General features: G+C 65.5%; 18 protein-coding genes. 9 read left to right on the top strand and 9 right to left on the bottom strand.

What is annotated here, in order from left to right; genetic code table 11:
- The first annotated feature begins 37 nt into the window (after positions 1-37).
- The 3 genes from G3O00_RS14335 to G3O00_RS14345 all read left to right on the top strand — a co-directional run bounded on the left by G3O00_RS14335 (position 38) and on the right by G3O00_RS14345 (position 1,088).
- A complete protein-coding gene (locus tag G3O00_RS14335) occupies positions 38-325 on the top strand; it encodes a cupin domain-containing protein (RefSeq protein ID WP_011350198.1) in 288 nt (95 codons plus the stop codon).
- A gap of 19 nt (positions 326-344) precedes the next feature.
- Positions 345-836: a VOC family protein gene (locus G3O00_RS14340; protein WP_346778976.1), complete on the top strand. Its 492-nt coding sequence runs from the start codon at positions 345-347 to the stop codon at positions 834-836.
- Between the two features lie 102 nt (positions 837-938).
- Positions 939-1,088, top strand: coding sequence for a hypothetical protein (locus G3O00_RS14345; protein WP_206143356.1), 150 nt, complete (start codon positions 939-941; stop codon positions 1,086-1,088).
- Positions 1,089-1,179: 91 nt separating this feature from the next.
- Here G3O00_RS14345 and G3O00_RS14350 read toward each other — a convergent pair whose 3' ends face one another.
- Positions 1,180-2,733 carry a DHA2 family efflux MFS transporter permease subunit gene (locus tag G3O00_RS14350; RefSeq protein ID WP_011350196.1) on the bottom strand — a complete coding sequence of 518 codons (1,554 nt, stop codon included), beginning with the start codon at positions 2,731-2,733 and terminating at the stop codon, positions 1,180-1,182.
- Positions 2,734-3,969: 1,236 nt separating this feature from the next.
- Here G3O00_RS14350 and G3O00_RS14355 point away from each other — a divergent pair.
- Positions 3,970-5,535 (top strand): methyl-accepting chemotaxis protein, encoded by a 1,566-nt coding sequence (locus tag G3O00_RS14355; protein WP_206143357.1) that lies wholly within the window; start codon positions 3,970-3,972, stop codon positions 5,533-5,535.
- A 467-nt stretch (positions 5,536-6,002) separates the two neighbouring features.
- Complete coding sequence (locus tag G3O00_RS14360) at positions 6,003-6,533, top strand: OsmC family protein (protein ID WP_206143358.1); 531 nt, start codon at positions 6,003-6,005, stop codon at positions 6,531-6,533.
- Positions 6,534-6,740: 207 nt separating this feature from the next.
- Here G3O00_RS14360 and G3O00_RS14365 read toward each other — a convergent pair whose 3' ends face one another.
- The 3 genes from G3O00_RS14365 to G3O00_RS14375 are packed head-to-tail and all read right to left on the bottom strand — an operon-like array spanning position 6,741 to position 9,417.
- Positions 6,741-7,562, bottom strand: coding sequence for an ABC transporter ATP-binding protein (locus G3O00_RS14365; RefSeq protein WP_206143359.1), 822 nt, complete (start codon positions 7,560-7,562; stop codon positions 6,741-6,743).
- Positions 7,559-8,413, bottom strand: coding sequence for an ABC transporter permease (locus G3O00_RS14370; RefSeq protein ID WP_206143360.1), 855 nt, complete (start codon positions 8,411-8,413; stop codon positions 7,559-7,561). Before G3O00_RS14370 ends, G3O00_RS14365 begins: the two co-directional genes overlap by 4 nt.
- An 11-nt stretch (positions 8,414-8,424) precedes the next feature.
- Positions 8,425-9,417, bottom strand: coding sequence for an aliphatic sulfonate ABC transporter substrate-binding protein (locus G3O00_RS14375; protein WP_206143361.1), 993 nt, complete (start codon positions 9,415-9,417; stop codon positions 8,425-8,427).
- Positions 9,418-9,749: 332 nt separating this feature from the next.
- Here G3O00_RS14375 and G3O00_RS14380 point away from each other — a divergent pair, with 332 nt between their 5' ends.
- Positions 9,750-11,177 (top strand): MFS transporter, encoded by a 1,428-nt coding sequence (locus tag G3O00_RS14380; RefSeq protein WP_206143362.1) that lies wholly within the window; start codon positions 9,750-9,752, stop codon positions 11,175-11,177.
- Between the two features lie 272 nt (positions 11,178-11,449).
- Here the strand turns inward: G3O00_RS14380 and G3O00_RS14385 are convergent, their stop codons facing one another.
- Complete coding sequence (locus tag G3O00_RS14385) at positions 11,450-12,844, bottom strand: LLM class flavin-dependent oxidoreductase (RefSeq protein ID WP_206143363.1); 1,395 nt, start codon at positions 12,842-12,844, stop codon at positions 11,450-11,452.
- Complete coding sequence (locus G3O00_RS14390; protein ID WP_206143364.1) at positions 12,841-14,118, bottom strand: acyl-CoA dehydrogenase family protein; 1,278 nt, start codon at positions 14,116-14,118, stop codon at positions 12,841-12,843. The genes G3O00_RS14385 and G3O00_RS14390 overlap by 4 nt, the downstream gene beginning before the upstream one ends.
- Before the next feature lie 291 nt (positions 14,119-14,409).
- Between G3O00_RS14390 and G3O00_RS14395 the strand changes: the two genes are divergently transcribed.
- Complete coding sequence (locus G3O00_RS14395; RefSeq protein ID WP_206143365.1) at positions 14,410-15,648, top strand: SfnB family sulfur acquisition oxidoreductase; 1,239 nt, start codon at positions 14,410-14,412, stop codon at positions 15,646-15,648.
- 197 nt (positions 15,649-15,845) lie between these two features.
- On the opposite strand, the gene G3O00_RS14400 is transcribed toward G3O00_RS14395, so the two are convergent.
- Positions 15,846-16,253: a DUF3224 domain-containing protein gene (locus G3O00_RS14400; RefSeq protein ID WP_011350185.1), complete on the bottom strand. Its 408-nt coding sequence runs from the start codon at positions 16,251-16,253 to the stop codon at positions 15,846-15,848.
- Between the two features lie 169 nt (positions 16,254-16,422).
- On the opposite strand from G3O00_RS14400, the gene G3O00_RS14405 reads away from it, so the two are divergent.
- Complete coding sequence (locus G3O00_RS14405; RefSeq protein WP_206143368.1) at positions 16,423-17,067, top strand: HD domain-containing protein; 645 nt, start codon at positions 16,423-16,425, stop codon at positions 17,065-17,067.
- A 17-nt stretch (positions 17,068-17,084) separates the two neighbouring features.
- Here the strand turns inward: G3O00_RS14405 and G3O00_RS14410 are convergent, their stop codons facing one another.
- Positions 17,085-17,792 carry an Imm50 family immunity protein gene (locus G3O00_RS14410; protein ID WP_174929100.1) on the bottom strand — a complete coding sequence of 236 codons (708 nt, stop codon included), beginning with the start codon at positions 17,790-17,792 and terminating at the stop codon, positions 17,085-17,087.
- 273 nt (positions 17,793-18,065) lie between these two features.
- Positions 18,066-19,619, bottom strand: coding sequence for an MFS transporter (locus G3O00_RS14415; RefSeq protein ID WP_011350182.1), 1,554 nt, complete (start codon positions 19,617-19,619; stop codon positions 18,066-18,068).
- A gap of 793 nt (positions 19,620-20,412) precedes the next feature.
- Here G3O00_RS14415 and G3O00_RS14420 point away from each other — a divergent pair.
- On the top strand, positions 20,413-20,988 hold a 576-nt coding region (locus G3O00_RS14420), incomplete at its 3' end, for a CaiB/BaiF CoA-transferase family protein (protein WP_206143366.1).

Below are 20,988 nucleotides of genomic sequence, written 5' to 3' on the forward strand. Positions count from 1 at the left end.
GTGCCGCCAAGCCACCCGATAATGTGGGAGACATACGATGCAACACCGTCCGAAAGCTGTCCCGACGCAGCAGGTAGCGAACGAGCGCGTGATCGTCACCGAATGGCGATTTGCACCGGGCGCCGAGACCGGCTGGCATGTTCATCAGCATGACTATGTCGTCGTGCCGCAAACCGACGGGCAGCTTCTGCTCGAAACCGCACAAGGCAACCGTGAGTCGCAACTGCACGCCGGGCGCAGCTATGCGGGGCCGAAGGGCGTCGAACACAACGTCGTCAACGCGACGGACCACGAAGTGGTGTTTGTCGAAGTCGAGATTCTCTGAGGGCCGCGTAAAACCCCGCGTGCCAGCCGTAGTCGATCCTTTGCAGACCTCCGGTGCCGGGAGGACAATACCCCGGATATCTCTTCGGAGGCTGCCCGACATGGTCAAATTCCAGCCCGACGGATGGCATACCGTCACGCCCCGAATCGTCGTGCCCGATCCGCCAGGCCTGATCGAATTCATTCGAACGGTATTTCACGCGCAGGGCGAGTACCGCCCCGGATTGCCTGCGGAAATCAGGATCGGCGATTCGGTCGTGATGATCAGCGGGGAAGACGGCCTGCGCGATCCGATGGTCGCGTTTCTGTACGTCTATGTCGAGGATGCCGATCTGACCTGTCAGCGGGCGCTTGCAGCGCATGCGACCCTGCTCGAAGCGCCGGCCGACCTGCCGTACGGCGACAGGCGGGCGATGGTGAGGGATCCGTGGGGAAATGTATGGCAGATCGCCACGCATCGGCGCGATCTCTCGCCCGACGAGATCCGTTCAAGGCTGGCCAGCGGCGGCTAGGTACCAGTCACGGTGTGTCGGGCATTCAGGATGCGTCGTTTCTCGCCCAAGGTTCGCAGAGATTCTCCCGAATGATCGTCTGCACTGCTTGAGATGGCAGACATGCTGCATGCTCGGAAGCGAGTGCGGGTCGATCTCGTCGACGTGTTGCTCCACGTGGTGTGCGGCAAGATCGCGTCAAGCATGCGTGAAGGCGGCGACACGAGACTGGCGACGAGCGGCAGCCTCGTCATGCGTTGCGCATCGAGCTGACGAAGCGTCGCAATCACCGCCACTGTCCCGAACGCTCCGTCGACGCACCCGATACCGGGGCGCCGACGGCGTTCCGATTGCGCCGGACGCGTCAGTGCGCGCCCGATGCAGCGTCGGACGATTCGCCCTTCAGCGGCCGGGTGATCCAGATCAGCGGGATGATGCAGATAAAGATGAACGTCGACGCATAGAAGAAATCGTCGAGCCCGAGAATGGCGGCCTGGCCATCGACGAGCGAATTGAACAGCGCATGCGCGGACGACATGTCGAGATGCAGCGACGACTGCAGCGCGTCGATCTGCCGATTGAAGATCGGGTTGCCGACGTTGGCCTGCTCGGTCAGATGCGCGTGGTGCATGATCGTTCGGTTGTTCCATACCGTGCCGGCAATGGACGTGCCCGCGGCCCCGCAAAAAATGCGGACGAAATTCGACAGGCCCGCCGCTGCGGGGATGCGTTCCGGCGGCAATCCCGACAGGATGATCGCGATCAGCGGAACGAACCACAGCACGGCCGGAATGCCTTGCAGCAGCGTCGGAATCACGAGATGCCACGTGTCGATGTCGGTCACGTACATCACGCGCATGTAGAACACGCCGGCAAACCCGATGAACGACAGCGTGGCGATGATGCGGGCATCGACCGCTTTCAGCACGCGTCCCATGAACGGCGACAGCAGCACGGTGAAAATGCCGACCGGCGCGGTGACGAGCCCGGCGTCGAAGGCGCGATAGCCGAGGTCTTCCTGCATCCACTGCGGCAGCAGCACCAGGTTGCCGAAGTAGAGTGCATACGATACCGAGATCGCGATCGTGCCACCGAGGAAGTTGCGTTGGGTGAACAATCGCAAATCGACGATCGGGTTCGCTTCGGTCAATTCCCAGATCAGGAACAACGCGAAGCTGATCAGCGCAGCGATGGTCAGCCCGATGATGACGGGCGACGAGAACCAGTCGAGGTCGCGCCCCTTGTCGAGCATGATCTGCAGCGTGGCGACCCACGCGATCAGGAGCACCAGGCCGACGACGTCGATCGGCAGTTTGCGGGTCTCCGTTTCCCGGTTGCGATAGATCGCCCAGATCACGCTGGCCGCGAAGAGGCCGACCGGGATGTTGACGTAGAAGATCCACGACCAGCTGTAGCTGTCCGTGATCCAGCCGCCCAGCAGCGGGCCGGCGATCGGGCCGACGGTCGCGGTCATGGCCCACAGCGCCAGTGCGGTGCCGGACTTTGCTCGCGGATACGAGCTGAGCAGGACCGATTGCGACAGTGGAATCAGCGGGCCGGCCACCACGCCCTGGAGGATGCGCGCGGCCAGCAGGAAGGGCAGCGTCGGCGCGATGCCGCACAGCCACGACGCGAACACGAACAGCAGGATCGAGCCGACGAACAACCGGATCTGGCCGATGCGTTGCGTAAGCCAGCCGGTCAACGGAATCGACACCGCGTTGGCGGCGGCGAACATCGTGATGACCCACGTGCCCTCGTCGACCGATACGCCGAGATTGCCGGACAGGTTGGGAATCGCGACGTTGGCGATCGACGTATCGAGGACGGTCATGAACGTGGCGAGCGCCACCACGAAAGTCGCGACGACGAGTTGGCCGCCAGCCAGGGGCGGATGGTGAGTGGATGTCTGAGCCATGTTGGAACCGGGGTGGGGCACGTCCTTGTTCGAGAGCCGGACGTGTGTAACGGGCTGCGCGCGATATCGACGAATCGATCCGGTCGGCGATGCGGCTGGCCAGCGATGGATTCGCGAGCATCGACCGCCTGCATGCGACGGCATTGTGCCGAGACTTTTCTTTTGAAGCAGTGGCGCGCGCGGCGCGTTTCTCGGGATTGATGCAATTTCAGAATTAATCGGCGTTGTAGTGAGGGCGGGCAGTGGCGAGAGGGTCGGCCGCTGTTGCCGGCGCAACGTCGAGCCGGGAATGGGCGAACTCGGGATGATTCGCGGTGAATTGGCGAAAAACAGGGGAAACCGCAGCCAGGCATGCAGTTTTCGATGCCACCCCATTGCGGGGCATCCGGCGATGTACGGGGCTATCCGATTCGTCGACGGATGCGTTGAACCGTGAATCACGCAAATATCAGTTGCACGCGTCGTCGATTATTGAATGAAATGAAAAGAAGCTCGATTGTTTACGTGTGTGAGAAAGTCTTTGTTGCGTCACGTGTAGTCAGTCTGCAATAAATCGGAATGACGGAATCAGTGCTGAATTTCCCGGATTTATTGAATAGTGCCGCATGAGTGTATCCAGTATTGATTTATCAAGCGTCGTCAAAGGTATAGCGTGTTGATCGCTCTGGTGCTGCCTGTTAATGCATCGTCTGATATATGCAGGCCATTCTATTCATAGGAGATTCAGGCAATAAAAATTGCCGCGGATGACTGATCGAGACGCGCTCCGGAAAATTTTCGGCATACAGAACAATGATCGAAAATGAAATTCGAGGGATTCACCAGCGCGCCGCGATCGGCCCTCATCCGATGCGCGAAGCACCGGGGGCCACGCTTCAGTTTGATCGTGGCCCACCCGATAGACGCATCGGGAAAGCCAGTCGCATCGGACGCCGTCGCTCCTGATGTCAAGGCCCGCTTCAGGAAGTTTCCGCCTTCAATGCTTGCATCGCTGCACGTCCTGAGCCCGACCACGCAGGAGCCGGTCGCGGATTGCAAGCCCGAAACAGGCGCGGGGCGACCGACACCTGTCGCAATCGTCAAGATTCACGTCGCGTGCAGATAAAACCTCCCCGTTCCCGCCGCCGTTAACCCGTTCGCAGCCCATGCGCCCCGCGTTGTGACGCGGCGTGCGTCTTTCGTGATCCGGAATCCACATCCGTCGTTGGCCGCGCCCGGCCGGCGCAAGGGAACGTCATGCGAAAACAACTCACTATCCGTGGTGGTCTCGTCGCGACCATCGCCGGCTACACCGTGCTGCTCGTACTGGTGGTCGGCGCATGCATCGCGGCCCTCTACATGGGCAACGCTTCGCTCGAGGCGATGTACCGCGACGACACCGCGTCGCTGCTGCACCTGAAGACCAGCTCCGAGCGGATGCTCGTGCTGCGCGAACGCATGAGCGACGTCGCGCAGATCATCAGCGCCGGCCGCTCGGGCAAGGAAGAGATCGCGAAACTCCGCACGCTCCTCAAGCAGAGCAACGACGAACTGGACGCCTATGCGGGCCTGCACGCGCGCAACGCCGACGAACAGGCGCTGTTCGACACGCTGCAGAATCGCCGTCGGGCGTTGCTCGACGGCGTGTTCGTGAAGGCGCTTTCGCAACTCGACGGCGACGATGGTTTCGGCTTCCTCGACACGCAGCGTACCGCGCCGCCCGCGCTGTTCGTCGCCTACCAGGAGGCGATCGATGTGCTCGAATCGTTCCAGGTCGCGCGCGAAAAGGCGCGCTATGAGGCGGCCGGAGTCCATTTCCACCGGATCGTGTGGGGGATGGCGGCGGTCGCGCTCTTCGCACTCGTTGTCGGCTTCTTTGCGCAGCGCATGCTCGCGAAGGCGATCATCGAGCCGATCAACCTCGCGGTCGACCAGTTCGAGAAGATCTCGAAAGGCGACCTGACCGGAACGGTCGTCGTGCCCGGCGAGAACGAGATGGCCTATCTGCTGCATGCGCTCAAGCGGATGCAGGACGGCCTCGTCGATACCGTGAACCAGGTGCGCGCGAGCACGGAGACGATCGTCGGCGACGTCCGCACGATCGCAAGCGGCAACGTCGACCTGTCCGCGCGCACCGAGCAGCAGGCCGTCTCGCTGCAACAGGCGGCGGCGAGCGTCGAGCAGCTGACGGCGGCCGTGCGCCAGAACGCGGACAACGCGCGCGATGCCCGCACTTACGTCGAAGGCGCGGCCGGTATCGCGTCGCGCGGCGGTGAGGCGATGCAGCGCGTCGTCGAGACGATGTCGGCGATTTCGCACAGTTCGACGCGGATCTCCGGGATCGTCGGCGTGATCGAGAGCATCGCGTTCCAGACCAACATCCTTGCGTTGAACGCCGCCGTCGAAGCCGCGCGCGCAGGCGAGCAGGGGCGCGGCTTCGCGGTCGTCGCGACCGAGGTGCGCGGGCTCGCGCAGCGTTGCGCGTCGGCGGCGAAGGAGATCCGCGAACTGATCGGCCATTCCGCGCAGCGTGTCGAAGACGGCAGCGGCCTCGTTGCCCTGGCCGGCTCGGCGATGGCCGAGCTCGTCGCGGCGGTCGAGCGCGTCAATACGATCATGAACGACACCAGCAGTGCGTTCGAGGAGCAATCGTCGGGCATCGAGCAGGTGAACGCCGCGGTCATCCAGATGGAGCAGACGATGCAGCGCAATGCCGCGCTGGTCGAGGAGGCCGCAGCCGCGGCGCTGTCGCTCGATGAACAAGGCTCGCGGCTGAGCGCGGCGGTGGCGCAGTTCCGTCTGCGTGACGAGGCGGTCGCCTGATGCGCCGATGTTCGCGACCGGAGCTGCCGCGTCGGGCCGGGCTTGTGGCCGACGCGGCGCGCCCGATGTCGACGCGGCACATTTCTGGTGCGAACCGCCCGACTGCCGATCTCGACGCGGTCCATGCACCGACTCGGTGAAGCACGATCGCCGAACCCGATGCGATGGGGTGGCGTGCAATGCCTGCGACGCGACGAAGGTAGCGCCGTGACGCCTGTCGGCAGGGGCTGCGGCGCAATTGCGGCGAGGTTCTCCACAGGGTTATGCACGGAAATTGTGGATAACTCGTGGAGCATGAAGGACCGCCGACGATTCCCCGACACGCGTGTCGCAATGCGACATCACATACCGCGAATTGCTTTGCCGGAATGATCGTTTCGTGGCTGTCACGGAAGGGAATAGCATGAAGATCCCTCTCGATTGGCCGCCGTATGCATGGCCAGTCATTGCGACCGTACCGGCCCGACATGACGACACTGAACGACTATCTCCAACAAAAACGCGACGCCTGGCTCGCGAAAAAAGAAGCCGCCCGCGGCAATCCGGAACTCAAGGCCACCCCGTTGAAAGCGACGGTGCGCGCACTGGGCCGCAGCGGCGTGCGGGAGATCCGCATTCGCGATTTCCAGGTGATCAGCGACAGCCCGCCGGATTTCGCGGGCTACAACCTCGGGCCGGCGTCGCCGGAGCTGCAACTCGGCGTGCTGGGCAGTTGCCTGACGCACATCACGCTGATCCAGGCCGCGGAGCGCGGCCTGAGGATCGACTCGATCGAAGTCGAGGTGACCGGCGACCAGCACCCGCTTGCGCAGCAACCGGGGTTCGAGCATGTGCCGGTGTTCCCGCACAACCTTCGCTACACGCTCGATATCGTCTCGCCTGAACCGCCGGAGACGATTCGTGCACTGCATGAAGCAGTCGAGGCCGTGTGCCCGATCTTCAACCTGTTGAGGCTGCCGCAGACGATCGACGGCGAGTTGCGGCATACGCACGGTTGAAGTGCGCCGGTGCATCGGCACGTTGCAGCGTGTCGCGTCCCTGCGGGGTGAGCGGGCGGTCGCTACGCCGAGCACCCTGTCGGGGCTCTGATATGACGACGATTCCTGTCGCACTGGGATTCGATGGCGGATGCGTCATCCAGCTGCTGAGCGCGTGCCGACTCGGGGCCGGGCGACGCCGGTCGTCGTGCACCAGCCGGCGCGAAGTCAGGCCGCAGCGGCTTGAAGGTCGAGTGTTCGGCACTTCGTCTCGTCGGCACGATCCTGAAGTTGCTGGAATGCGTCCAGCAGCCGCGCGCGCAGCACGGCCAGCGTCGGGTCACGGCGATCGCGCGGCCTGGCGACCTCGACGTGGATCTCGTCATCGATGCGGCCCGGGTTGGGCGCGAGCATCAACACGCGATCGCCGAGATACAGCGCTTCGTCCAGATCGTGCGTGACGACGATCGCGGCTGTCCGGTGCCGCTCGACGACATCGAGCAGCAGCGTCTGCAACCGCATCCGCGTGATCGCATCGACCGCGCTGAACGGTTCGTCGAGCAGCAGCAGGTCCGGCTCGCCGAACAGCCCGCGCGCGATTGCGGCGCGCTGGGCCATCCCGCCCGACAACGTGGCCGGCAGTTGCCGGGCGACGCCAGCCAGGCCGACTTCGTCGAGCAGCCGTGCGACGGACGGCTCGCGCCCGCCTCGCGGGCCCGCCGCAAAGCCGACGTTGTCGGCGATCGATAGCCACGGCAGCAGCCGTGGTTCCTGGAAGATCACGCCAGCGCGCGGCGAGGGGCCGTCGAGCGCGATGCCGCCGAGCTTCACGCTGCCGCGGAAATCCGTGTCGAGGCCGGCAACGATCCGCAGCAGCGTGCTCTTGCCGCAACCGCTTGGGCCGACCACGCAGACGATCTCGCCGCGCGCGACCTGCAGCGGGACGTCGGCGAGGATCGTGCGATCGCCGTAAAGCTTGCGGGTGATGCGCAGGTCGAGCAGCGGGGTAGCGGTGCTCGCCGCCGTGTGTGCAGAAGGAGGGGGGCTCATGTCGACACCTTGCGTGGCGTGTGATCGAAGGCGTCGCGCCAGCCGAGCCAGTGCGATTCGACGCGCGCCATCGCGCCGTCGGTCAATTTGCCGAGCAACGCCAGCAGCAGGATCGCACCGAACACGAGATCCGGCCGCCCGGTTTCCCGGCCGTCGCTCAGCAGGAAGCCGAGGCCACGCGTGGCCGCGATCAGCTCCGCGGCGACCATGAACATCCACGCGAGACTGAGGCCGGTGCGCAAGCCGGTGACGATCTGCGGCAGCGCGGCCGGCAACAGGATGCGGCGGAACAGCGCGAGCGGGCCGAGCCGGTACACCGCGCCAAGCTCGACGAGCTTGCGGTCGACATCGCGAATGCCCGCGACCACCGCGAGGTGGACCGGGAAGAACGCGCCGATGGCGATCAGCGTGATCTTCGGGGCTTCATCGATGCCGAGCCACAGCAGCAACACCGGCACCCAGGCGAGCGACGGAATCGCGCGCAGCGCCTGGAAGGTCGGCTCGAACAGCGCGTCGATCCGGCGGCTCAGGCCCATCGCCGCGCCGACGACGAGCGCGAGTCCGGCGCCCGCCGCAAACCCCGCCGCGACCCGCAGCGTACTCGCGCCGACATGGCGCGCCACGCGCGTGACGCCCATGCGGGCGAGCGTGTCGAGAATCTCGCTCGGCGCCGGGACCAGATGGCTCGGCAGCCAGCCCTGCCGCACGACGACTTCCAGCAACGCGAGCGCCGCGAACAGCAGCGCGAGGCCCGCGATCCGCCATCTGCGAAGCGGATCGCGCCGGACGGCGCGTGACGAGGCGGGGCGGCGGGGTGCGAGCGTATCGTCGCGGGCAGCGGTGTCGGTCATGGGCGGCAGTCTCAGCGCGACGCGTCGACCAGCGGGCGCGCGAATGACGGATCGATCAGCGTATCGACGATCTTCGCGGGATCGACGCCCGGCTTGGTCAGCTGTTCGGCTGTCAGCACCGGCGCCGCCGCCTTCAGCGCCGCGCGCTGGGTGTCACCCGGAACGGGATCGCTGAAGTCGTTGCGCTGCAGCTGCAGTTTCGCCACCGGCAGCGATACCTTCGATTCGTCGGCGACGATCTGCGCGGTATCGGCCGGATGCGCAACGATCCATTGGCGTGCGCGATCGTAGACCTTCAGTACGCGCGTGACCGCCTGCGGGTACTGGGTGGCGAACGCGTCGCGGACGTTCAGGAAGCCATAGGTGTTGAACGCGACATTGCGATAGAGCAGGCGAGCGCCGTCGTCGAGCTGCGCCGCGGCCATGTGCGGATCGAGGCCGGCCCACGCATCGACCTGCCCGTTCGCGAGTGCGGTGCGCCCGTCGGGATGCTGCAGGTTGACGATCTCGACATCGTCGCGGGTCAGGCCGACCGTGTGCAGCGCGCGAAGCGTGAACAGGAACGGATCGGTGCCGCGCGTCGCGGCGATCTTCTTGCCCTTCAGGTCCGCGAGCGAGCGGATCGGCGAATCCTTGCGGACCACCAGCGCGGTCCACTCGGGGCGGGAGAACACGTACACCGTATGGATCGGGTTGCCGTTCGCGCGCGCGAGCACCGACGCGAGGCCCGCGGCGGAACCGAAATCGACCGCGCCGCTGTTCAGGTATTCGAGCGCCCGATTGCTGCCCAGGCTCAGCACCCAGCGAATCGACGTGCGATCGGCCTTGAACTCGTCCTCGAGCCAGCCGAAGTGGCGGATCACCAGGCTTTCCGGTGAGTAGTACGCGTAGTCGACGCGGATTTCCGCGGGCGTCGCCGCGCGGGCTTGCACCGAAACGAGACTGGCGAACGCGGCAACGACGAGGGCCGCGGATTGCCACGCGCGGGACCAGGACAGCTTCATCGGGGATTCTCCGGAAGGGCGGCAAGGGGCCGCGTACAGGCAGGGTGACCGGCTAATGTAACGAAGCATCGGCGCGCCGCGAACGAAGAAATCCGCGATTGAACATGCACGCCGCTGCTAAGCGCGGACGGCGAGCAACTTAATGACGCGGGCCGATTAATTTATCGATTTATATCGCTTGGGATAACCGGATCGGGAGAACAGAATGCCTGCTGCCGGAACGCGAAGGGATCGCGGTTGCATCGGATCTCTGTTGGGCGCGAATGCCAGACGCGCGACTTCCGGCGCCATGCGGACATCGCCGATCATGCGGCGAAACACTAAGGAATGCGATGAGTTCGATCGATCTGAACGCCGTCACCCCGGTTTCCTCGCCCATTCGCTCGGCCAGCGACGTCGCGCGCCTGATCAACACGGTGGACAGCTCGGTCAGCCATGCCCGGATGATCGTGCTGCTGGCGCTCGGCGGCGTCTTTCTCGATGCGTACGATCTGACGACCCTGTCCTACGGGATCGACGACGTGGCGCGCGAGTTCGGCCTGACGCCGGCGCTGACCGGGCTGGTCGGGTCGGCGATCATGATCGGCACGATCTTCGGCAGCCTGATCGGCGGATGGCTGACCGACAAGATCGGCCGCTATCAGGTGTTCATGGCCGACATGCTGTTTTTCGTGGTCGCGGCGATCGCGGCCGGGCTGGCGCCGAACGTCTGGGTGCTGATCGGTGCGCGCTTCGTGATGGGGCTCGGTGTCGGCATCGACCTGCCCGTCGCGATGGCGTTTCTCGCGGAATTCTCTAAGTTCAACGGTCGCGGCAACAAGGCGTCGCGGCTTGCGGCGTGGTGCCCGATGTGGTACGTGGCGTCCTCGGTCTGCTTCCTGCTGATCTTCGGGCTGTATTTCCTGCTGCCTGCGGAGCATGCGGGATGGCTGTGGCGCGCGTCGCTGATCTTCGGCGCGGTACCCGCGCTCGTCATCATCCTGTTCAGGAACCGGTTCATGAACGAATCGCCGCTGTGGGCCGCGAACCAGGGTGACCTGGCCAACGCCGCGCGGATTCTGCGCGAGTCGTACGGGATTCATGCACACGAAGCGGAGGACGCCGGGCGTGCGCCGAGCCCGCCGCCCGTGCGAATTCGTGTGCTGTTCCAGCGCCCGTACCTGGGGCGCACGATCGTCGCCAGCGTGATGAACCTGTGCATCCCGTTCGAATACACGGCGATCGCTTTCTTCCTGCCGTCGATCCTGTCGCAGTTTCTCGGTGCCGGGGTGTTCGAAACGATCGCCGCGTCGCTGGCGCTGAACGTGCTGTTTGCGTTCACCGGCGGCTTGCTGGGCATGCGCCTCGCCCATCGCCATGCGTCGCGTCATGTCGCGATCGCGGGGTTCGCGCTCCAGTTCGTCGCGCTCGTGGCGCTCGCGCTGGCGGGGCATCCGCATGGCGCCCTCGCGATCGGCTTCGTGCTGTTGATGCTCGGCACCTGGCTGTTCGCGGAAGGGTTCGGGCCGGGCGCGCAGATGATGATCTACCCGACGCTGTCGTATCCGGTGGCGATCCGCGGTACCGGCGTCGGCTTCGGGCGTTCGCTGTGCGGCATCGGTCAGGCGCTTGCGCTGTTCGTGCTGCCGATCCTGCAGGCGCGGCTCGGTACGGACATGTTCTGGGTTGTCGCGATCAGCGCCGCTACGCCGATCGTGTTCCTGTTGATCGTGCGTTACGAGCCGACGGCGCGTGATATCGACGACGACGGCGTGGTTTGAACACGGTCGAGGTCGCTCATCGTTGGGGCAGCGCGCGCACGCTCAGTGCGCGCGTTTTCGTTGCTGTAACCACAATGTTCGTCCTCTCGATGTCCGAGCGCGGTGGCAGAACCCGCATCGGGGCTGCACCGGGAGTCGAGTGAGGGGAGCGGGGAGATCAAGCGGCGGCGTGTCGGGCGAGTGGTGGCCCGACGCACCGGTTGCTGCTCATCGTGAAGCCAGCCGGTTGGCCCGCGCAGGCGGGCCAACCAGCCGCTGCATGGCCGTCACGCTTAGGCCGCCACCTGTTCGGCCTCGCGCTTGACCTGCTCAATGTCGCGGTACTGCGCGGCCGGATGTTCGTCCGGCAGCCGCGCCGATCCGCCGAACAGTTTCTCGCGCAGCGTGCCCGGCGCATAGCCGGTCGGATACACGCCGCGCCGCTGCATCTCGGGGACGAGATAACGCACGACGTCCTCGAAGGTTTCGTGCGCAACCGCATACGCAAGGTTGAAGCCGTCCACGTCGGTGGCCGCGACCCATTCCTGCAGGATGTCCGCGACGGTCGCGGCCGACCCGACGAACACCGGGCCCAGGCCGCCGATACCGCCCCAGGCCGCCAGTGCCTCGATGGTCCATGCGGTGTCGCCGCCCGCCAGGTGTTCGACCGCCGACACGATCGCATTCGTTTCGACGCGCCGGACGGGATCGTTCGGCGCGTACTGGCCGAAGTCGATGCCGGTCCAACCGGACATGAACACCAGCGACCCGTCGTACGACACGTACTTGCGATATTCGTCGAACTTGGCCTGCGCCTTCTCGTCGGTTTCGTCGACGATCACGGTGACGAGGTTGTAGATCAGGACCTTGCTAGCGTCGCGCCCGGCGGCCGTGGCCTGCGCGCGCACGTCGGCCACGTCGCGCGCCAGCTGCGGGCGGGTCGGCGCGGCGACGAACACGCATTCCGCGTGCTGCGCGGCGAATGCCTTGCCGGGGCCGGACGCGCCGGCCTGGAACAACACGGGCGTGCGCTGCGGCGACGGTTCGCACAGGTGGTAGCCGGGCACATCGAAGAAGCGACCCTTGTGGCCGATCTCGTGCACCTTCTCCGGATGCGTGAACACGCGGCCGTCGCGATCGCGGACCACCGCGCCGTCCTCCCAGCTGCCCTCGAACAGCTTGTACAGCACCTCGACGTACTCGGCCGCGACCGCATAGCGGTCGTCGTGGGTACGCAGGCCGTTGTCGCCGACGTTCTTCGCGCCGCTTTCGAGGTAGGACGTGACGATATTCCACGCGAGCCGGCCCTTCGTGTGATGGTCGGCGGTCGACAGCCGGCGCGCGAATGTGTACGGGTGCTCGAACGTCGTCGACGCGGTGATGCCGATGCCGAGATGCTCGGTCGCCATCGCGATCGGCGCGGCGAGCTGCAGCGGATCGTTGACCGGGATCTGCGCGGCCTGATGCAGCGCGTGGTAATTGCTGCCCTTGTAGACGTCGTAGTAGCCGATCACGTCCGCGATGAAGATCGCATCGAAAATCCCGCGTTCGAGCACGCGGGCGAGGTCGGTCCAGTAGTCGAGATCCTTGTACTGCCACGACCGGTCGCGCGGATGGGCCCACAGCCCGGGCGACTGGTGGCCGACGCAGTTCATCTCGAACGCATTGAAGCGGATGGTCTTGCTCATTGGGCGGCTCCTGTTTCTGCATGCGTGCTCGTGCTTGTACTCGCCCCCGGGCCGTTGCCGATCTGCCAGACGAACGGCGGCGTGCGCCCGTTGATGACCCAGTCGCCGACGATCCGCGCCTTGTAGACGAGCGGATTGTGCGACGACACGGTGCGCGCGTTGCGCCAGTGACGATCGAGCGCCGTCGTGCTGCGGGTCGCGGAGGCGCCGAGCGCGTCGAACAGGCGCGTCGCCGCGCGCAATACGAGTTCCGACACGACGAGCTGGCTTTGCGCGGATTCGATCTCGGCTGCGACGTTCGCATCGTGCTCGGCCGCGGCGTCGCCGCCGAAGTGCGCTTCGTAGGCCTGTTGCAGCGGCTGCGCGGCGCGCAGCGCGAGCGCGTCGGCCGCATAGGCCCACGACGCGATTTCGCCGATCACCTGTTGCAGCTGCGCGTCGTCGGCCGCGCGCGGTGCGTTGCCGTGGCTGTATACGCGGGTGCGGCGGCGCACCAGGTCGCCCGCGTCGCGCACGATCGCGTGGCCGATGCCGGCCAGCGTCGCGACGTGGAAGAGCTGGTAGAACGCCGTCTGGTACTTGAAGCGTCGCGCGAAGTCGATCACGTCCCGGGCGTCGACCGCTGCATCTTCGAAGCGTGTGGTGCCGCTGCCGGTCGTCGTCTGGCCGAAGCCGTCCCAGTCGTCCTCGCGGATCACGCCGGGCTGCGCGGTTGCCACGGCGACGATCACGTCGCTACCGTCGTCCGCGCGTTGCGCGAACACATCGATCCAGTCGGCGAACAGGCTGCCGGTGCTGTAGAACTTCCGGCCGTTCAGCACGAGCCGGCCATGCTTTTCCGATACCTTCGTGATGGTCTGGCCGAGCGCCACGTCGCCGGTTTCCGTCCACGCATTGCCGACGAGCTGGCCGCTCGCGAAACGGTCGAACCACGTCTGGCGATCGGCGCCGGGCGGCGCATTCAGCCAGTCTTCGACGAACGCGAAGTGCCCGCGCAATGCCTGCGGCAGATTGGAATCGGCGGCGGCGAGTTCGGTCAGCAGCCGGAACAGCTGCGGCAGCGACGCGCCGGCGCCGCCATCGCGCACCGGCAGCCGCACGGCGCCGAAGCCGGCCGCCTTCAGCCAGCCGATCGCCTCGTGCGGCAGCTCGCGGCGGCGTTCGCGTTCCGCGGTGCCGGCCGCGATGCGTTCGAAGATCGGCCTGAAGCGGCTGGCAAGCGCGTCATAGTCGGTGCCGGTGGAAAGTTCGGTTGCTGCGGGAGACGAAGTCATGCGGGGTCCTTGAAAGGCGGGGCCGTCGATGCCGGCAGGCCAGTATAGGAAGCACGCTGCGGACGATCCAATAACGGATTCGTACATCGTTATCGCCATCGGGCATTACGCGGGCGAGGCGGCGCGGCGTCGATGCCGGAGCGTCGATGTCGCCGCTGACGCGCGGTTGCTTGCGCGCAGCGTGCCGTATCGCTTGTCATGCGAAGGAATATCGTTGTGCGAATCGCTCGGTTTGCCGGCGTGCGGTGCGCTGCTAGATTGAATGTTTCCGTCAATCAGCAGGAGAGCCCGATGTCAGACACGAGCGCCACGATCCAGGAACGGCCGGCCGATACGCAACCGCAGGCGGCCCACGTGATCGCCGACGACGCGCAGGCCATCGCGACCGCGCATGCCCTTGCGCAGCGGCTCGCGGAAGGCGCGGCCGAGCGCGACCGGGAGCGCCGGCTGCCGCGTGACGAGATCGAATGGTTCTCGCAGTCGGGACTGTGGGCCATCACGGTGCCGAAGGCCTATGGCGGCGCGGGCGTTTCGCATGTGACGCTGACGGAGGTGGTGAAGATCGTCGCGGCGGCCGATCCGTCGCTCGGGCAGTTGCCGCAGAATCATTTCGGGCTGGTCGACGTGATCGCGCTGACCGGCACCGACGCGCAGAAGCGCCACTTGTTTTCGGAAGTGCTGAGCGGCAAGCGGTTCGGCAACGGCTTTTCGGAGAAGGGCACGAAGCACGTGCTCGACCTGAAGACGCGCGTGCGGCGGGACGGCGACGACTACGTCGTCGACGGCACCAAGTTCTATTCGACCGGAGCACTGTTCGCGCATTACGTGCCGGTGCTCGGCCTCGACGACGCGCGCCACGCGTGGCTCGCGTACATTCGCCAGCCCGCGCCGGGGCTGACCGTGATCGACGACTGGTCGGGGTTCGGGCAGCGGACCACCGCGAGCGGCACCGTCGTGCTCGACAACGTACGCGTGCCTGCCTCGCATGTGCTGCCGGCCCAGCGCGTGTCGGATCTGCCGACGCTGAACGGCCCGCTGTCGCAGATCATCCAGGCCGCGATCGACGCGGGCATCGCGAAGGCCGCGCTCGACGATACGCTGACCTTCGTGCGCTCGCGCACGCGGCCGTGGGTCGACAGCGGCGTCGAACGGGCGGCCGACGATCCGTTGACGATTCGCGAGATCGGCCATCTGCACATTCAGCTGCATGCGGCGGAGGCGCTGCTCGAGCGCGCGGCGCGTACGCTCGACGAGATCGCGGCGAGCGGCAACGTGACCGAGGACGATGTCGCGCGCGCGTCGGTGGCGGTGGGCGAGGCGAAGGTGTTGACGACGGAGATCGCGCTGCTGGCGGGCGAGAAGCTGTTCGAACTGGCCGGCACGCAGTCGACGCTGGCCGAGCACAACCTCGACCGGCATTGGCGCAACGCTCGCACGCATACGCTGCATGATCCGGTGCGCTGGAAATATCACCTCGTCGGTAACTACTACCTGAACGGCGTGCGGCCGGCGCGCCATGCGTGGAATTGAATGCGTGGCGATCGGCGTGTGACGGCTCGCCGATGAGCGAGTTGAGCGCGTCCCGGCGGTCGAACGCCGCCACGCGATCATGAGCGAACCCGGCAATGCCTTCGTCGAAGTGCTAGTGCCGGGTATCGGGCCGCCCGGGGCGCGTTATCGCACTGGCGCGGCGACGCGATGAAGTCGCCGCATCCCTGTGAGTCGGCTTACCGAGGCGATTCCGGCAGCGTGTAGTCGAAGCGGTAAGAATGCTGGCCGTTGTCGATGGTGATGATCAGCGAGCCGGTGAGCCCCAGCAATTCTCCCGTGCCGGAATCGGGTACGACGGTGATCGACTGCTGCGGCTGCCCGCGCGTCATGGTGGAGCTGTGCTGCAGGACGAAACTGCCGTGGCGGCCGCCCAGCGCGCCTTGCACGGTTTCCATCGCCACATAGCCGGCGGAACCCTGGACGCTGCTTCGAAACGCGAGCATCTCTCCCTGGCTGACGGCTTCCAGGTCGCCGTGATACTGCTTGTCCAGCGACATGCGGCCGAGCCCGGTCTGCTCCGCGACGGGACTCAGGGATTCCGGATTCAGCTTCACTTCAAACGGACCATTGGCCAGCAGTGTCATTGCAGCGCTCCTCGTCGAATTGGCAACCCGCACTATAAGCCAACCGGGTATCGCCGGAGGTAACGGTTTGCTTGATCTGCCGGCATTAAGGACGGATCGGATCGCGGATCGTATGCCGCGCGGCACTTGCGGCGATAATCGGCATCCCGACCTCCACTGCTTTCCCCCGATGACTCTCCCTGCGTTCGCACCCTTTCAGGACCTGGCCAACGCCTTGCTCGCTCACTGGAGCGATGCCAATGGCGATGGCTCCCACGACACGTCGCATCTGCAACGCGTGTGGAAGAACGCGGCCGCGATCCAGGCGAAGGAGGGCGGCGACGCCGAGGTGCTGTTTGCGGCGACACTGCTGCACGACTGCGTGGCGGTGGAGAAAAATTCCCCGCTTCGCGCGCAGGCATCGCGGCTGTCGGCGGACAAGGCCCGGCAGGTGCTGAAATCGCTGGATTGGCCGGATGCGAAGATCGATGCGGTTGCGCATGCGGTCGAGGCCCACAGTTTTTCGGCCTGTATCGCGCCGACGACACTGGAAGCCAGGATACTGCAGGATGCCGACCGGCTCGATGCGATCGGCATGGTGGGCGTCGCACGGTGTTTTTATGTCGCGGGCCGGATGGGCAGCGCGTTGTATGACCCGGTCGATCCGCACGCATCGGAACGTGCGCTCGACGACACGCGTTTCGCGATCGATCACTTCCGCACGAAACTGCTGCGGCTTTCAACCGGTTTCCAGACCGTCACGGGTACGCGCATGGCGATCGTTCGCCGCGATCGATTGCAGCGCTTTCTCGACGAGTTTTCCGACGAGATCTGATGGTGCCGATGCGGCTTTTAGATGCCGTGGTTGTCTGATGCGCACGGCTCGATGCGGATGACGGTCGCGGCACGGCAGTAGAGCAGGATCCCGAAGCCGGTCGACGGATACAGGTCGATCTGGATGCGGCCGTCGTCGCAGTGAGAAAACCGCAGATCGTAAATCCACGACGGGAACGCGACATTTTCCGTCTCGAACTCGCTTCCCTCGACGTCCTCGAACAGGAACGTAATCCGGCAAGGCGTTTGCGGCCCCTTCCAGGCCGGATTGTCTTGCCCGGCATGACGGATCGTGAGTTCCATATCCGTTTGCCATCCACCGTTCACATTAACCCGGCGCAGCGTGATGGCCAGCACCCCGGCATCGTGGAATTTCGGCCAGTAGCCGTAGACGCTGCGTATCAGCCATGCATGCTCGACCGCGCTCTCGTCCGTCTCCTTGCGGTTTCTGTATTGATCCGATTCCCACGACTCGGATAAGCCCTCGACCATCGCTTCGAGCATCTTGATCAAGTACCGCTCCGCTTCTTCGAGCGAGCCCCGGAAGTCGAGCGTGGTCGCAGCGCAGCTGATGCGACCGTTGTGCGCCGCTTGCACGATCTCGTAGCCGACGGTGATTGCTCCGTCGCTTTGCGGGCTCAGGTAGTAACCGATGTCATAAGTCAGCCGGCGCGCATTCTGCCGGACGTAGTGGAGCGTGTTGGGGTAGTTTGACTGAAGCGGCATGCTGTTCTCTCGGTATTGTTGGCCAGCAGTCCATTGGCGCCTTGCTTGCGACAGGCGCGGCACTCGCGCTCGCGGCGACCGATCCCCGGCATTCCGGCCTGCGCGATCGACCTGCGATGCCGGAACTGTCGGCCGTCTGCCGGCGGCTGTCAATCGTCCGTTGTGAGCCGGTGGCGGTATCGGCTACGGTTGCGGCAATGCGCAAAGACCCACCGGCGCGGCTTGGCCGGGCTTGGGAAACCCGCGCCGGGAAGTGCGGCTTCGAACCCCGGACTACCGAATCTGCCGCTGCACGAACGCGATCGTTCCCCCCACCAGCGCCAGCCCCACGATCATCTCGAAGCCGTCCAGCGCGCTCAGGAAACTGGCCTGGTGCGCGACCATGTGCGCGATCTGGCCCAACGACAGGCCGCGCGCCTCGGCTGCACCCAGCCCCTGCGCCTCGAACGCGTGCGTCATCGTGTCGAGCGTGTTCACGAACACCGGGTTGTACGGATTCGCAAACTCGACGAGACGCGTCTGGTGCACGGCCGTGCGATGCTGGTCGACGATGATGAATGTCGCCGTCGACAGCGAGTAGGCCAGCTGTTTGACCACGTTCTTGAAGCGGTACCCGTGCGTGAATTCGTCGTTCGAGAAAATCTGAAACGCGGCGCTCGCGGTCGGCAGCGCGATGAACATCAGCAGAAAGCCGCGCAACACCAGCGGCGGCAGCAGCCAGCCCATGCTGACGTCGGGCGGCAGGTTGAGCACCCAGATGCCGATCGCGGCCGCCATCGCGAAGCCCGGCACGATCAGCCATTTGCGCTTGATGAGGCGCGCGTATTTGAAATACGCGATGGCCATCGGAATCGCCGTGAGCGAAGTGAGCCCGACGAGGCGGCCCGCATTTTCCACCGGATAGCCGAGCCCGCTTTGCAGCAGCCGCGAGATCAGGAAACCGATCGCATTACTGATGAAGTAATAGAACGCGTAAAGCACGATGCCTTGCCGGAACGGGCCTTCGCGCAGCGCATTCACGCGAAGGAGCGGGCGCGGATCGTGCCACTGGTGCCACGCGAACCAGCCGAGCGCGGTCAGCCCCGCGACGGTGGCCAGCGGCATCAGCGGCGTGGTGCTGAACACTTCGAAGCGCAGCTGTTGCGCGACGATCTGCAGTGCGCCGAGCGCGATCGCGAACACCAGATAAGGCCACAGATGGGTGTCGCTGCGCCGCTCGATCGGGCGGCGGCCGATGTGCGGCACCACGAGAAAGGTGAACGCCGACAGCGCGGCCCCGCCGACCGTCGAGCACAGGAACAGCGCGCGCCAGTCGAAGTGCGCGACGAGATAACCGCCCGCCATCGGTGCGAGCGCGCTGGCGAGCAGGATCATCACGAGAAAGATGCGCGTGGCGGGGGCGCGTTCCTCGGGTGTGAAGCCGGTTTGCAGCATGATGCGGCAGGTGCCGAGCATCGGTCCGATGAAATAGCCCTGGAAGCCGCGGGCCATCGCGAGCGACATCGACGATTCGCTGAGCGATGCGGCGAGCGACCCGGCCGCGAACATCAGCAGGCAGCCGCTCAGGTAGCGCCGGAAGCCGAGGCGCTCGATCAGCCATTGCTGCTGCACGATGCCGAGCACAGAAGCGGTTGCGTAGGCGGTCGACGACCACACCAGCTCGTCCGGCGACGCATTGATGCCGCCCGCGATATAGCTCGTGAAGAACGAAAAGATCGAGTTGTCGAAGTAGTCGATGCCGACGGACAACGCGATCGCCCACGGCAGCAGGTCGCTGCGCAGATGCCTGAGCGTGAACAGGCGGGCGCGGGCAGGCGTGAGTTTCATGACGCGGTACCGTCGGGCGTGCGCGCCGGCGGCCGGTGGCGGCGGACGAATCGGGTGGGGGGCAGGACGCGCGCATGAAGCGTGGCGCCGATGTGAGGCTGATGGAACACGTGGTCTCCGGGCGAAATCCGACGGATATTCGGCCTGCCCTCTCGCGAGATCAAGGGTTAACGCGCATCGATTCCGTACTTCGAAATCCGCATGCGTGGTCGCCGACGGCATCGTCGACGTGCGATTTCCATGAAAGCCATGCGGGCACTGCGGATCGTGGCCGTCGTGTCCTCTGATCGCGCGCTAGTCCCCGTCCGTTTGATCATTCGCTGCGTGAGCGCCATTGTGCCGCGCGTTGCCCGCCGTTTCGACGCAGGGAAGGCGGCACTTCGAAAATGATCAATTGGATCGAGGAATCGACGACGGTAGCCTAGATCCCACAATGAAATGGTCAGCGGATTCCGCAGTCGTTTGCGATGTAGCGGGTGTGGCGATGTCGTGAGACCGGCCGGCACGTGAGCCGCGATACCGATCCGAGACGAGAAGCGTGTGCCGAATACCGGTGCGTATCGAGGCATCGGCGAAGGGATCGCAAGCGCATTCGCGCGTGAGGTTGGCATCTCCTGTCGGCCGCGCGCTCGGCGGAAAAATGCGCGACGCACGGGCCCGCGCTTCGCGAAAGGCGCCTCGCGGCGCGACCCATCACGTAGCGGGATCGGCAATCACACGATCGCGTCCGCGTGCCGCACGCACGATGCCCGGCGCGCCGAAGCTGAAAAACACTCTCATGGAGACAACCAGGATGCACAGCGCAAAAGGGCCGCTTGCCGGTATCAGGATCGTGGAGCTGGGGGGCGTCGGCCCCGTGCCGTTCTGCTGCATGCTGCTGTCGGATCTCGGCGCCGAAATCATTCGGATCGACCGCCCGCCCGGCTATGACGGCGGCCAGCCCGGCGACCCGCGTTTCAACTTGCTGAACCGTGGCCGGCGCAGTGCCGCATTCGACCTGAAGAAAGCGGAGTCGACTGCGGCGATCCTGAAGCTGGTCGGCCAGGCCGATGCGCTGGTCGAAGGGTTTCGCCCCGGTGTCGCGGAGAAACTCGGTCTCGGGCCGGATGCCTGCCTCGCGGCGAACCCGTCGCTGGTTTATGGCCGGATGACCGGCTGGGGGCAACAGGGCCCGCTCGCGCAGGCGCCGGGCCACGACATCAACTACATCTCGCTGAGCGGTGTGCTGCATTCGGTCGGCACGGCCGGCGGCCCGCCGGTGATCCCGCTCAATCTGGCCGGGGATTTCGGTGGCGGCTCGCTGTATCTCGCGCTAGGCGTCGTGTCGGCGATCCTCGAGAGCAAGCGGTCGGGCAAGGGGCAGGTGGTC

Origin of the sequence: Burkholderia sp. Ac-20384, assembly GCF_017104605.1 — a bacterium.
Taxonomy (GTDB): domain Bacteria; phylum Pseudomonadota; class Gammaproteobacteria; order Burkholderiales; family Burkholderiaceae; genus Burkholderia; species Burkholderia lata.

Excerpts from the sequence above, each read along its gene's own strand:
- G3O00_RS14335 (WP_011350198.1), top strand. The coding sequence starts at position 38 with ATGCAACACCGTCCGAAAGCTGTCCCGACGCAGCAGGTAGCGAACGAG.
- G3O00_RS14345 (WP_206143356.1), top strand. The coding sequence starts at position 939 with ATGCTGCATGCTCGGAAGCGAGTGCGGGTCGATCTCGTCGACGTGTTG.
- G3O00_RS14350 (WP_011350196.1), bottom strand. The coding sequence starts at position 2,733 with ATGGCTCAGACATCCACTCACCATCCGCCCCTGGCTGGCGGCCAACTC.
- G3O00_RS14355 (WP_206143357.1), top strand. The coding sequence starts at position 3,970 with ATGCGAAAACAACTCACTATCCGTGGTGGTCTCGTCGCGACCATCGCC.
- G3O00_RS14360 (WP_206143358.1), top strand. The coding sequence starts at position 6,003 with ATGACGACACTGAACGACTATCTCCAACAAAAACGCGACGCCTGGCTC.
- G3O00_RS14365 (WP_206143359.1), bottom strand. The coding sequence starts at position 7,562 with ATGAGCCCCCCTCCTTCTGCACACACGGCGGCGAGCACCGCTACCCCG.
- G3O00_RS14370 (WP_206143360.1), bottom strand. The coding sequence starts at position 8,413 with ATGACCGACACCGCTGCCCGCGACGATACGCTCGCACCCCGCCGCCCC.
- G3O00_RS14375 (WP_206143361.1), bottom strand. The coding sequence starts at position 9,417 with ATGAAGCTGTCCTGGTCCCGCGCGTGGCAATCCGCGGCCCTCGTCGTT.
- G3O00_RS14380 (WP_206143362.1), top strand. The coding sequence starts at position 9,750 with ATGAGTTCGATCGATCTGAACGCCGTCACCCCGGTTTCCTCGCCCATT.
- G3O00_RS14385 (WP_206143363.1), bottom strand. The coding sequence starts at position 12,844 with ATGAGCAAGACCATCCGCTTCAATGCGTTCGAGATGAACTGCGTCGGC.
- G3O00_RS14390 (WP_206143364.1), bottom strand. The coding sequence starts at position 14,118 with ATGACTTCGTCTCCCGCAGCAACCGAACTTTCCACCGGCACCGACTAT.
- G3O00_RS14395 (WP_206143365.1), top strand. The coding sequence starts at position 14,410 with ATGTCAGACACGAGCGCCACGATCCAGGAACGGCCGGCCGATACGCAA.
- G3O00_RS14400 (WP_011350185.1), bottom strand. The coding sequence starts at position 16,253 with ATGACACTGCTGGCCAATGGTCCGTTTGAAGTGAAGCTGAATCCGGAA.
- G3O00_RS14405 (WP_206143368.1), top strand. The coding sequence starts at position 16,423 with ATGACTCTCCCTGCGTTCGCACCCTTTCAGGACCTGGCCAACGCCTTG.
- G3O00_RS14410 (WP_174929100.1), bottom strand. The coding sequence starts at position 17,792 with ATGCCGCTTCAGTCAAACTACCCCAACACGCTCCACTACGTCCGGCAG.
- G3O00_RS14415 (WP_011350182.1), bottom strand. The coding sequence starts at position 19,619 with ATGAAACTCACGCCTGCCCGCGCCCGCCTGTTCACGCTCAGGCATCTG.